Source organism: Rathayibacter sp. AY1F9 (genome assembly GCF_002932155.1).
Classification (GTDB): domain Bacteria; phylum Actinomycetota; class Actinomycetes; order Actinomycetales; family Microbacteriaceae; genus Rathayibacter.
The window spans coordinates 1-12,222 of sequence record NZ_PSVA01000022.1 but is presented as its reverse complement, the minus strand read 5'-3'; the positions used below and the strand labels follow the sequence as shown (position 1 = coordinate 12,222).

The following is a 12,222-nucleotide window of genomic DNA, read 5'->3' as shown; positions in this document are numbered from 1 at the left end:
GCTAGCGGCCGAGATCGAGCGAGGACGTCGCGTCGATGTCCGAGTTGCTGCGGCGGGCCCGCTCGACGTACTCGCCGGCCTTCGCCGTCTCGGTCTGCAGGACTCCGACGGTCTGGGCCATGCTGTCGAGCGCCTTGATCTTGAAGTCCGAGATCGAGTCCATCGTCTGGTAGATGTTCGCGAACGCGGCCTGCAGCTGCGGCAGCCCGACCGTGGCCGAGGCGGCCTGCGACTGGATCGAGGCCGACTGGTCGGCGAGCATGCGCGAGGTGGCCTCGATCATGTTGGACGTCGTGGTGTTCAGCGCCGTGATCTGATCGAGCACGAGGCGCTGGTTGGCGAGCGCCTGCGCCACGATGACCGCCGTGCGCAGCGCCGAGACGGTCGTGGTCGTCGCGCGGTCGACGCCCTTGATCAGCTCGACGTTGTTCTTGATGACGACGTCGATCGCGAGGTAGCCCTGGATCGACACGGCCAGCTGGGTCAGCAGGTCCTGGTGCTTCTGGCGCGCGTAGAAGAGGACGTCCTCGCGCAGCGCCTTCGCCCGCTCCGGATCGGTCGCGTCGAGCTCGGCGATCTTCGCCGAGAGCTTCACGTCGAGCCGCTCGGCGACGTAGATGTACTCGTTGAGACGGGTCATCGTCTCCCAGAGGTTCTGCTTCTCGAGATTCAGGGCCGCGTTGTCCTTCCGCAGCTCGTCCTGCCCGTCGTACAGGGCCTGGATGATCGCGTTCAGGTGCGACTGGGCGCTCTCGTAGCGGCGGAAGTAGTCGGTGATCTTGTTGCCGAACGGGATGAAGCCCAGGATCTTCTTCTGCAGGTTGTCCTCGGACGGGTCCAGATCCTCCACCGTGCGGCGCAGCTCAAGCAGCGTCTTGCCGATGGTCGACCCCTCGGAGAGCCCGCCCTCCTGGAGGGCGCGCACCGGCGTGCTCAGCAGCCGGTTCGACGAGTCGGCGGCCGAGCGGATGTCGGCGTCGCCCATCGTGCGGATGTCGTTGGCCCGCGTCGCGAACTCGGGGCTGCGGGACTCCGTCGCCAGGAGCGTGTCGAGGTAGCCGTCGACCTTCGCCTCGAGGCCGGGCAGGGCGGCTTCCGGCACCTTCGGCGCGATCGACGGCGCCGAGGTGGTCGGCACCGCTGCCACCGGCTCCGGAGGCGTGAGCGAGAGGGCGTTCTGGACGGGCGGCTGCAGGGCCTCGGTCATCGGGATCCTCACCGTTCCTGGCGCTCGGCGCCGACTGGGATGAACGTCCGCCCAGCATATCCCGGGCCCTCCCGCGGGATCCCCGCGAGCCGCCTCGTCCGAGGACTCGACGCGATCGGGCGGCTGTGGAGGAGCATCCGCCGCCGGTCAGACCGCCTTCGGGCGCCTCCGCAGCGTCGCCACCGCGACTCCGGCCAGGGCGAGCGCGCCTCCGAGCAGCGCGGCGAGCGGCGGGGTCTCGCCCAGGACGAGCCAGGACAGCAGCACGACCACCGCGGGCACCGCGTAGGTGGACGCCGCGGTGCGACCCGCGCTGGAGCGCGCGAGGACGTACCCCCACGTCGTGAAGGCGACGGCCGTCGGGAAGATCCCGAGGTAGACCACGGCCAGGATCGAGGAGAGCGGAGCGGCGGCGAGCGCCTCGACGAGCTCCGGGGCGAAGGGCAGGCACGCGACCGTGCCGGCTACGCAGCCGAGCCAGGTCATCGTCGGCGCGTCGATCCGTCCCAGCAGGCGCTTCTGAAGGGTCGCCGCGCTGCCGTAGACGACGGCGGCGACCAGGCCGAGGGCGACGCCGATCACGTCGAACTGCCCGGTGGAGGTGGAGAACGCGATCACCGCGACGCCGGTCAACGCCACGAGCATCCCGGCGAGGAGACGGCGGGGGAACCCCTCCCCCAGCAGCAGCCCGGCGAGCACGGCGGTGATCATCGGCGCGATGTTCACCAGCAGCGCCGCCGTCCCCGCGTCGACGTGCCGCTCCGCAGCGTTCAACGCCAGGTTGTAGACCCCGAACCAGGCGACTCCCCAGCCCAGCACGAGCAGGAGGAGGCGCCCGCGCGGGACCGCTGTGCGCGGATCCGGAGCCGCCTCCGAGCGGCGCCTCCGGGCGGTGAGGACGACGCGCACCACCGTGAGCGCGAGCGACCCCACCACGATGCGGCCGAGGGTCAGCGCGCCCGGGCCGAAGTCCTCCGTCGTGGCGCGGATGCCGACGAAGGCCGACGCCCAGAGAAGGACAGTGACCGCGATCGCGCCCCACAGCAGGAGGGCGTCCCTCGTGGAGGGCGGGGCGGAGGAGGAGACGTCGGCCATGAGGCCATCGTGGCGCTGCCGGGGATTCAGCACCAGTTCCGTTCACTGTCGGATAGTTCAGCCGGACTGTACCGTCGTCCCATGCTCGACGTGCACCGGCTCCGCATCCTCCGCTCCGTCGTCGCCTCCGGCTCGATCGCGGGAGCCGCCTCCGGCCTCGGCTACACGCCCTCCGCCGTCAGCCAGCACCTCACCGCTCTGCAGCGCGAGACCGGACTGACGCTGCTGGAGCGCGTGGGCCGCGGCGTCCGCCCGACCCCCGCCGGACGCGCCCTCGCCGCCCAGGCGGACCGCGTCCTCGAGCGCCTCGCCGAAGCGGAGGCCGTGGTGGAGGAGCTGCGCGAGGGCCGCTCCGGCCGCCTCTCGGTGACGTACTTCGCCTCCGTCGGCAGCGCCTGGATGCCGGAGGTCGCCCGCCGGCTGACCGCCGCGTTCCCCGGCCTCGCCCTCGATCTGCGCCTGGGAGAGGAGCTCGACGACGACCTCGGAGCGCGCCCCGACGTGCAGCTCCTCGTCGCCTCCTCCGAGCCGACCGCCCCCGGATTCACGGCGCACCACCTCCTCGACGACCCCTACCTCGTCGTCCTGCCCGACGGTCATCCGCTCGCCTCCCGGAGCGAGATCGACCTCGCCGAGCTCGCGAACGAGCGCTGGGTCGACAACGACCTGCCCACCGGCTGGTGCCGCCGGAACGTCGTGGAGGCCTGCGCCGCCGCCGGGTTCGCGCCGCCCTTCCACGTCCAGGCCAACGACCACATCACCGCCGCCGCGTTCGTCGCCGCGGGCATGGGCGTGACGGTCCTGCCGGAGCTCGCGGCCCACCGTCTGCCGGACGGCGTCCGCGCCGTGCCCGTCGTCCGTCCCCGGCCCGTCCGCTCCCTCGAGGCCGTCGTGCGGAACTCCGCCGCCTCCTCCGCACCGGTGGCCCTGGTGCTGGAGACACTGAAGGCCCTCGCCGCGCGCCGCTGAGCGCGCCTGCACGGGCGAGCTCGCAGCACACCGGAGCACGATGGGCGCGTGAGCTCCGTCGAACCCGTCACCCGTTCCGCGCCCGCGCTCGGCGGACCGCGCATCCTGAAGCAGCGCTGGACCGAGGCGACGTTCCTGCACTGGCGGGTCGACCCCGCCCTGGTGGCGCCCCACCTCCCGGCCGGGACGAGGCCCGACGAGCACGACGGCTCCTCCTGGGTGGGCCTGATCCCGTTCCGGCTCTCGCGGACGGCCTTCCTCGGCGGCCCGCGGGTGCCCTGGCTCGGCACCTTCCCCGAGGTGAACGTCCGGCTCTACTCCGTCGACGAGCAGGGACGACGCGGAGTCGTGTTCGTCTCGCTCGACGCCTCCCACCTCCTTCCCGTGCTCACCGCGCAGGCGGTGTTCGGGCTCCCCTACCGCTGGGCCCGGATGAGCATCGAGCACCGCCACGGCGCGGTGATCTACGACACGATCCGGCACTCGGACTCGGCCGCCCGCTCCCGGATCGTCGTCCGCCCGGGCGAGCCGGTCGACGAGGACCCGCTCGGCTCGTTCCTCACCGCACGCTGGGCCTACCACGAGCGCCACCTGGGCTCCACCTGGTACGGCCGCAACCTGCACCGGCCGTGGCCGCTGCGCCGCGCGGAGCTGCTGGCGCTCGACGACGGGCTGCTCGACGCCGCGGGCTTCCCCGGGCTGGCGACGCGCGCGCCGGACTCGGTGCTGTACTCGGCCGGAGTGGAGACCGTGTTCACGGTGCCGCGGAAGGTGTGAGGGGGGCGACGCTCCTCCACAGACGGTTCTTCGCGATGCTGTCCGATGAAACGGCGCTCCCGAGGCCCACGGCGAGACTTCGTCCGGTGAGATCAGGGCATGAAGGAATCGGCGACAGTAGACGACGCGCTCACGGAGGCGCTCGCGCTCGCCGGCTCACGGCACGCTGAGCGGTCCGCCGTCGAGGCATCCCGGTACCGGGCAGTCGAGGAGGCACGCCGCCTCGCGATGGCGGCACCGGCGGCGCTCGTCGGCGAGCACGTCCAGGTGCAGGTGGATCGGGCGGAGGCGGCGCACCGGGCGCTGATCGCGGAGCTCGCGACGAGACTCCGGGTCTCGGAGGCGCACGCCTCTGCACTGGTCGACGAGGCACGCCTGCTGGTGAACGACTTCCCGGCGACGTTGCGCGCACTCGCGGACGGAGCGCTCTCCCCCGAGCACGCGCGACTCGTGGTGCGAGGAGCGCTCGACGTCCCGGCCGAGGTCCGTGGGCGCTTCGACGAGGAGGCCGCCACGATCGCGGTCGCCTGCACGCCGCCCCAGCTGCGACGCGCCCTCCGGTCGCTCCGGGAACGGCTGCACCCGCAGACGCTCAGCGAACGTCATCGGGACTGCGCCCGTCGTCGCGCGCTCTGGGTGGAGGGCCTCGACGACGGGATGGCGATCCTGCACCTCTACACCGCAGCTCCCGATGTGCTCGGCGCGATGGACAGGATCGACCGGGCCGCCCGCTCCCTCGCGGATCTGCCGGACGAGGAGCGGACGCTGGGCCAGCTCCGCGCAGACATCGCCGCTGCGCTGCTGGTCGACGGGGAGACATCGGCCGACGGAGACGGCACGTCGATGCCGGCGGGAGTGCGCGCCGAAGTCGCGGTGACCGTGCCGGCGCTGACCCTCCTCGGGCGGTCCGACCAGCCCGCCGTCCTCGACGGATACGGACCCGTCGATCCGGAGACCGCGCGGCGTCTCACAGCAGGTGCTCCCTCGTTCACGCGGCTGCTCACCCATCCGGAGAGCGGAGCGGTCCTCTCCGTCGGACGCGACTCCTACCGAGTGCCGGCGGACCTGCGTCGCCACCTCCAGCACCGCGACGGGACCTGCCGGTTCCCGGGATGCACCCGCAGCACCCGCCACGCGGACGTCGACCACACGAATGACTGGCAGCACGGAGGCACCACGTCGGTCGACAACCTCGCACACCTCTGCCGACACCACCACCGGCTCCGCCACACCACGGGGTGGACCCACCGGCAGGAGCCGGACGGCACGCTGCACTGGACGAGCCCGACGGGACGGCAGCATGTCACCCGGCCCGGGGAGCCGGGGAACGGGACGGAGGGCGGACACGATCCGACCGGGACCGGCGGGCCGTGACAAGGGGCAGGTCGGGTGGCGTGGACGGGCAGGTCAAGGGGCGGGCCCGCTTCGGCGCGCCCGCGTAGCGTGGACGGCACGGGCCGATAGGCGCGGAAGCGACAAGAGGGGCAGCGACATGGCAGGAACGAAGGACAGGAAAGACGCGACGACGGGGACCTCCGCGGTGCTCTTCGACATCGACGGGACCCTCGCCGACACGAACTTCCTCCACGTCGAGGCGTGGTCGCGCGCCTTCTGGCAGGCCGACCTCGTCGTGCCCGCCTGGCGCATCCAACGAGCGATCGGCGCAGACTCGTCGGAGCTGCTCGACATGCTCCTCGAGGACGAAAAGAAGGAGGAGCAGCGCGCACTGGTGAAGTCGCTGCACACCAAGAACTACGCCGAGACGACAGCACGCATCGTTCCACTTCCGGGAGCTCGCGAGCTCGTCGCGACGCTCGTAGGTCGAGGCGTCCACGTCGTCCTCGCCACCTCGGCACCGCAGAACGAGCTGGACGTGCTTCTCGACGTCCTCGCCTTCGGCGGGTCCGTCCACGCTGTCACCAGCGGCGCCGACGTCTCCACCGCCAAGCCAGCACCCGACCTGATCTCTATCGCGCTCGACCGCGCGGGTGTCTCCGTCGACCGCGCCGTCATGGTCGGCGACGCGACCTGGGACGTCCTGGCCGCCGAGCGCGCGGGCCTGGCAACGGTCGGAGTCCTCTCCGGCGGAACCTCGGAGCACGAACTCCGCGAGGCCGGAGCCGTCGCCGTCTACGAGGACGCGGCGGCCGTCCTCACCGGTCTCGGTGAAGGGCCCCTCGCGAGCCTCCTGAACTGACCGACCGCCACCCCAGGAGGCTCACGAGCCTCAGTCGCGGGGTCGCCGTCGCAGCACGAGGAGCGTCACTCCGATGGCGGCGGCGACCGCGGCGAGAGCGCCGCCGATCCACAGGACGTCCCCGAGGAGTGCCGGGTCCGATCCGGACGTCGCCTGCGCTTCGTCGGCGGACTCGGCCTGTCCTCCTGAGACCGCGACGGTGCCGTTGCAGTCCGGGACCGAGTCCGACCCGTCGGCGAGCGCGGTCCCGTCGGACGGCGCCCAGTCGAACGCGTACTGGCCCGACACGGGGTGCCCGTCGGTGGACACGACCTGCCAGGTCACCTCGTACTCCCCCGCCGCGCCGAGCTCGAGCGGCATCGACGCTTCCGGCCCGACGACGCTGACGCAGCCGTCGCCGTAGTAGAGCCCGTCCGGCCCGACGACGCGCAGAGCCGCCGCCGTTCCGTCCGTCCCGAGGACGAGCAGGTCGTCGTTCGTCGTCAGCACCAGCGTTCCCGGCTGCTCCGTCACGGTCGAGTCCGCAGCGGGAGTCGTCGAGACGAGGTAGTTGTGCGCGCTGGCGGGCGCCGCCACCGCGATCGAGCCGAGCAGCCCGATCGCGGTAACGGCGACGAGGGCCTTCCGACGGGTCACGCCGACGCCCGGGGTCCGCGGCGGCGGGAGGCGAGCCCGACGGCCACGCCGACCGCGCCGACGACGAGCCCGCCGACTCCGAGGATGCGGGCGAGCACGTCGTCGCCGCTCGTGGCCGTCGTCGCCGAGGCGGTGGTCGCGACCGCGTCGTCACCGTCGCCGTCGTCGTCGTGTCCGCCCCCGTGGCCGGAACCCGCTTCCGCCGCGGTCACCGCGACGGTGGGAGCGGGCAGCTCGGGCTCGTCCTGGCCGTCGACGGTCGGCTGGTCCCAGGCGGTGCTGCCGGTCTCGCACGTCTGCAGCACGGGGAACTCCAGCGTGGAGCCCGCCGCGTCCTCGGGGAGCTGAAGCTGGAGGGCGACGGTGTCGCGGTAGCCGTCGGCGAGGGGCGTCTTCGCCGTGTAGACCACGTCCGAGACCCGCTTGGTCGCGGTGTTCCCGTGGGAGTCGGTGACCGGGTCGGCGATCGCGACCTCGTTCTTCACGACGTCCCAGTTCGGGTTGATCGTCGGGCTGACCGAGTTGATGCCGTCGGGCATCGTGATCGTGAGTCCCGTCGTCGGCGAGCCCTCGCAGCCGTGGGCCAGCGAGAACGTCACCACCGTGTACGAGCCGGCGGCGGTGCTGCTCGCCGCCGCGGTCACGTGGGCGCTGGCCGCAGTGGGCGCGGCGACAGCGAGCGCGATCGATCCGGCGGCGACGAGTGCGCCGCTGCCGACGAGGCGGAGCCGCGAGAAGGAAGAAGAAGAAGAAGAACGGGTCATGACGGTCGTGTCCTCGGGGGAGATCCGGCGCGGGGCCGGGAGTTCTGGACGCAGCGCGGGTTCGCGGTGCATGCGGAGGCGCCGACCGGAGCCGCTCCCGCACGGGAGGGGGGTGTCAGGCGGCGCGGAGGACCCGCAGCGGCGGCCCGCGGTGCCGGAGGATCGAGAGGACCGCGTCGAGGGAACGGGGCGCCCGCGGCTCGGGGGTGCCCGTCATCGAGACGCCGGGTGCCGACGGGAGCGCGACCGCGGACGCGCGGGCGACGATCCGTACGACGACGCGCTGGAGGCCTGCTCCCAGCGTCCAGAAGAGGCGCTCGCCGTACCGGAACGCCGCGATCGTGAAGGCAGCCGCAGCGAGGTGGGCGACGAGCATCAGCGGAGCGTGGGCCGCGTGTCCGCCTCCGCCGGCGATCAGCTCGATGGTCGACCCGTCGTGGAAGTGCGCGCCGGTGCCCGTCGTCCCGACCACGCTCACCTCCCCACCGCTGCCCGTGATGAGGAAGAGGCCGTGGTACGCGATCTGGCTGAGGAGCACGGAGAGCGTCAGCCGGGGAAGGGACGGACGGCGCCCCGAGAGGAGGACGCAGACGACGACGGCGAACGCCGCGGCGAGGGCGAGCACGGCAGGAGCGGGGGTCTCGGCGCCCGCGAGCGTGTGGGAGGCGGCGGCCGTGGCGGTCGCGGCGAGAGCGGCGGCGACGCCGCGAGCCACTCGTGCACCTCGGGTCTGCACTCGCCCGTCCTCTCGTCGTCGCGTCGACGCGTGCGCGCGACGTCTCCAGGGTAATCGACGCGGCGGAGCAGCTCCCCGCCGTCCCGGTTCCCTGCCGTTACGAAGCCGTTACCTAGATCACCGAAAGAAATCCAAACCCCCGCAGGGAGGGCTCCGAACACATGTCAACGGCCGCGACACGGTCCACACAGAACAGGTCCTCCGCATCACGTGGGGGCCGTCTCACGAAGGAGTAATCCCATGCGATCCACCAAGCGTTCCGCCCTCGCCGCATTCGCCCTGCTGGGCACCGCCGCCCTCGGCCTCACCGCCTGCTCGAGCGGAAGCGGCTCGACCACCGCCGCCAGCGACGCGGCGACCGAGATGTCGACCCCGATGGCCACCTCGTCGGCCTCCGCCTCCTCGACCCCCATGGCGACCATGGACCCGGCCGCGAACCTCGTCGGCCCCGGCTGTGCCGCCTACGCCGAGCAGGTCCCGGACGGCGCCGGCTCGGTCGAGGGCATGTCGCTCGACCCCGTTGCGACCGCCGCGTCGAACAACCCGCTGCTCACCACCCTGACCGCTGCGATCTCCGGTGGCCTCAACCCCGACGTCAACCTCGTCGACACGCTGAACAGCGGCGAGTTCACCGTCTTCGCCCCGGTCGACGACGCGTTCGCCAAGCTCGACGCCGCGACCGTCGACTCCCTCAAGACCCCCGAGGGCGCCGCCACGCTGTCCTCGATCCTGACCTACCACGTCGTCCCCGGCCAGATCGCCCCTGACGCGATCGCCGGCGACCACGCCACTGTCCAGGGTGGCAACCTCACCGTCACCGGTTCCGGCGACGACCTGAAGGTCAACGACGCGTCCGTCATCTGCGGTGGCGTCCAGACCGCCAACGCGACCGTCTACCTCATCGACACCGTGCTGACCCCCCCGGCCAGCTAATTCCCCTCACCGGCTCCGGCCGGTGAACACGCCGAAGGGCGGGCACCGCGAGGTGTCCGCCCTTCGGCGTTCGTGCGTGCAGAAGCCCTCCGCGAAGCCGGACACTGCAGAGTCGTCCGGCACAGAGTCGTCCAGCACAGAGCCGCGCAACGCAGAGCTGTCCGAACGGGAAGCCGCACAGCGAGGAGCCCTGCGCAGCGCGGAGTCGGAGGGTCACCACGACCCGGCACTCGCCGTCACTCCGCACCACAGCACTCACCACGAACGACACGAGGCGCGGACCCCGATGCAGGGGGTCCGCGCCTCGTCGTCGTGCGGTCGGCGGCTACTCGGCCGGGGCGCTGATCTCGCGCAGGACGCGGTCGCCGGGGCGGGCCTCGATCATCTCGGCCTCGATCTCGGCCCGGTCGAGCAGCTCCTCCATGCGGCGGCGACGGTTGCGCGTGATGAGCGTCACGACCGTGCCCGTCTTGCCCGCGCGGCCGGTGCGGCCGGAGCGGTGGAGGTACGTCTTGTACTCGTCGGGAGCGTCGGCCTGAATCACCAGGTCGATGTCGTCGACGTGGATGCCGCGCGCGGCCACGTCCGTCGCGACCAGCACGTCCACGCGTCCGCTGGTGAGCAGTGCGAGGTTGCGGGTGCGGCGCGACTGGTTGAGGTCGCCGTGGAGGCTCGTCGCGGGGATGTCCGCGTGGTCGAGCTGCTCCGCGAGCTGCTCCGCGAACGCGCGGGTCCGGGCGAAGATCAGCGTCTTGCCCTGGCGGGCGGCGAGCTGCTCGATGATCTCGGCCTTGTCGCGGTGCTCGATCAGGAGCACGCGGTGGTCGATGGTCGAGGACGCCTGGTCCTCGCCGGCGACCTCGTGGACGCTCGGCTCGACCAGGAACTCGTCCACGAGCGTCGCGACGCCCTTGTCGAGCGTGGCCGAGAACAGCAGCCGCTGGCCGCCGTCGGCGGTCTGGCGGAGGATGCGCTGCACGGGCTCGAGGAAGCCGAGGTCGCACATGTGGTCGGCCTCGTCGAGCACCGTGATGGTGATGTTCGAAAGGTCGAGGCGGCCCTGCTCGACGAGGTCCTCGAGGCGGCCCGGCGTCGCGATGACGATGTCGACTCCGCGCTGGAGGGCTCCGACCTGCTTGTACTGGGGGACGCCGCCGTAGATGGTCGTCGTGAACAGGCCGACGGAGCGGGCGATCGGCTGGATGGTCCGGTCGATCTGCATGGCGAGCTCGCGGGTCGGCGCGAGGATGAGCGCCCGCGGAGCGCGGCCCGGCTTGCGGCCCTTCGCTCCGTTGTTCTCCATCAGCCGCTCGACGACGGGGGCGCCGAAGGCGATGGTCTTGCCGGAGCCGGTCTTGCCGCGTCCGAGGACGTCCTTGCCGGCGAGCACCTCGGGGATGGTCGCGGCCTGGATCGGGAACGGCGCGGCCGCTCCGAGCTCGGTCAGCATCCGGACGATGTTCCCTCCCAGGCCGAGGTCGCCGAAGGTGACGCCCTCGACGTCGACGGCGAGCGTGGCCGTCGCCTCGAGGCGCTCGAGCACGACGTCGTCGGCCTGGTGCGGCGCACGGGCGTCGCGGCTGGGGTAGAAGTCCGAGCCGGAGTCGCGGCGCGAGGGCCGGGAGTCGCGGTCGAACGAGCGGGTCGGGCGGTCGCCGCGGTCGTGGCCGCGCGAGGGACGCGCGTCCCGGTCGAAGGAGCGGGCCGGGCGGTCGCTGCGGTCGAACGAGCGGGCGGGACGCTCGGTGCGGTCGTAGCCGCGCGAGGGGCGCTCGTCGCGGTCGCCGGCGCGGGCCGGACGGTCGTCGCGTCCGTAGGAGCGGGCCGGACGCTCGTCGCGGTCGTTCGAACGGGCCGGGCGGTCGCTCCGGTCGAAGGAACGCGCAGGACGGTCGTCGCGCCCGTGGGAACGGGCCGGACGATCGTCGCGATCGTTCGAGCGGGCCGGACGCGCGTCACGGTCGAAGGAACGGGCCGGGCGGTCGCTCCGGTCGAAGGAACGCGCAGGACGCTCATCGCGCCCGTAGGAACGCGCCGGACGATCGTCGCGATCGTTCGAGCGGGCCGGACGCGCATCGCGGTCGAAGGAACGGGCCGGACGGTCACTGCGATCGAAGGAACGCGCAGGACGCTCATCGCGATCGTTCGAGCGGGCCGGGCGTGCGTCGCGGTCGTACCCGCGGGCCGGACGCTCGTCACGGTCGTTCGAGCGGGCCGGACGCGCGTCGCGGTCGTAGCCGCGCGAGGGCCGCTCGTCGCGGTCGTACCCGCGGGCGGGCCGATCGGCGCGCTCGGTGGCTCGCTCGGCGCGCTCGTCGGCGTTCCAGCGCGCCTTCTTGGGGGCGTTCTCGTCGACGGCGCGGAAGCCGCGGTGGCCCTCGCTGCGCGAGCCCGGCTTGGCGCCGGGGAAGCGGGAGCGGCCGCCGAGCTGGGACTTGCCGCTCGAGGCGCCGAAGCGGTTGGGCTCGAAGTTCTTGGCCGGACGTCCGCCGGCGGGCTTCTTGTTCTTGGGCATGGCAGTTCTTCCTGGGTTCAGGTCGTGCGCGAGGAGGCGACGCCGGAGGAGCCCCGTCGTGAGGGGCGTCCGTGCGCTGGACTGCTGCGGGGCAGCAGGGGGAGAACCCGGGCGAGTCATTGACCGGGGCCGATTCACACATGTGATTCGTCTCACGACGACTGTCGGAGACTCGGCCCGCTTGACTAACAAACCCATCCGCACGCGAACGCACGGTGTCAAGAGCCGACCGCGTGAGTCTACACGCGGCCCCGGAGCCTGGCTAGGGCGGGGAGACGTGCGGCCAGGAGCCGCTCAGGTCGGGGGCCGCGAAGGCCGGGAGCCGCGAAGCCCGGGAGCCGCGCACCTCCGCAACCGGTCCCCCGAGGAGTCGCCCCGCATACAGCCCCCCCC

11 protein-coding genes are annotated in these 12,222 nt (G+C 72.5%); 5 read left to right on the top strand and 6 right to left on the bottom strand.

From position 1 onward, the window contains the following. Position 1: 1 nt before the first annotated feature. Both C5C37_RS13270 and C5C37_RS13265 read right to left on the bottom strand, forming a co-directional pair. Positions 2–1,207 (bottom strand): toxic anion resistance protein, encoded by a 1,206-nt coding sequence (locus C5C37_RS13270; protein ID WP_104223833.1) that lies wholly within the window; start codon positions 1,205–1,207, stop codon positions 2–4. 147 nt (positions 1,208–1,354) lie between these two features. Further along, entirely contained in the window at positions 1,355–2,302 is a 948-nt protein-coding gene (locus C5C37_RS13265; RefSeq protein ID WP_104273646.1) for a DMT family transporter, read from the bottom strand. A gap of 81 nt (positions 2,303–2,383) precedes the next feature. Here C5C37_RS13265 and C5C37_RS13260 point away from each other — a divergent pair, with 81 nt between their 5' ends. The 4 genes from C5C37_RS13260 (at position 2,384) to C5C37_RS13245 (ending at position 6,245) form a co-directional block, all read left to right on the top strand. Next, positions 2,384–3,271, top strand: a complete 888-nt coding sequence (locus tag C5C37_RS13260) for a LysR family transcriptional regulator (protein ID WP_104267139.1) — start codon at positions 2,384–2,386, stop codon at positions 3,269–3,271. Positions 3,272–3,319: 48 nt separating this feature from the next. Then, positions 3,320–4,048: a YqjF family protein gene (locus C5C37_RS13255; RefSeq protein WP_104246884.1), complete on the top strand. Its 729-nt coding sequence runs from the start codon at positions 3,320–3,322 to the stop codon at positions 4,046–4,048. A gap of 99 nt (positions 4,049–4,147) precedes the next feature. After that, positions 4,148–5,422 carry an HNH endonuclease signature motif containing protein gene (locus C5C37_RS13250; RefSeq protein WP_104339054.1) on the top strand — a complete coding sequence of 425 codons (1,275 nt, stop codon included), beginning with the start codon at positions 4,148–4,150 and terminating at the stop codon, positions 5,420–5,422. Positions 5,423–5,540: 118 nt separating this feature from the next. Then, on the top strand, positions 5,541–6,245 hold the full coding sequence (locus C5C37_RS13245) for an HAD family hydrolase (protein WP_104339053.1): 705 nt from the start codon (positions 5,541–5,543) through the stop codon (positions 6,243–6,245). Positions 6,246–6,275: 30 nt separating this feature from the next. Here the strand turns inward: C5C37_RS13245 and C5C37_RS13240 are convergent, their stop codons facing one another. From C5C37_RS13240 to C5C37_RS13230, 3 genes are read right to left on the bottom strand one after another with little or no spacing between them, the layout of a single operon-like run. Next, complete coding sequence (locus tag C5C37_RS13240) at positions 6,276–6,881, bottom strand: copper resistance CopC family protein (protein WP_104246887.1); 606 nt, start codon at positions 6,879–6,881, stop codon at positions 6,276–6,278. Then, positions 6,878–7,717: a YcnI family protein gene (locus C5C37_RS13235; RefSeq protein ID WP_104273641.1), complete on the bottom strand. Its 840-nt coding sequence runs from the start codon at positions 7,715–7,717 to the stop codon at positions 6,878–6,880. The genes C5C37_RS13240 and C5C37_RS13235 overlap by 4 nt, the downstream gene beginning before the upstream one ends. Positions 7,718–7,760: 43 nt before the next feature. Then, entirely contained in the window at positions 7,761–8,381 is a 621-nt protein-coding gene (locus C5C37_RS13230) for a hypothetical protein (protein WP_146084567.1), read from the bottom strand. A gap of 240 nt (positions 8,382–8,621) precedes the next feature. Here C5C37_RS13230 and C5C37_RS13225 point away from each other — a divergent pair, with 240 nt between their 5' ends. Beyond that, positions 8,622–9,314 (top strand): fasciclin domain-containing protein, encoded by a 693-nt coding sequence (locus tag C5C37_RS13225; RefSeq protein ID WP_104246890.1) that lies wholly within the window; start codon positions 8,622–8,624, stop codon positions 9,312–9,314. A 325-nt stretch (positions 9,315–9,639) separates the two neighbouring features. Here the strand turns inward: C5C37_RS13225 and C5C37_RS13220 are convergent, their stop codons facing one another. Further along, positions 9,640–11,829, bottom strand: coding sequence for a DEAD/DEAH box helicase (locus C5C37_RS13220; RefSeq protein WP_104339052.1), 2,190 nt, complete (start codon positions 11,827–11,829; stop codon positions 9,640–9,642). Positions 11,830–12,222: the final 393 nt, after the last annotated feature.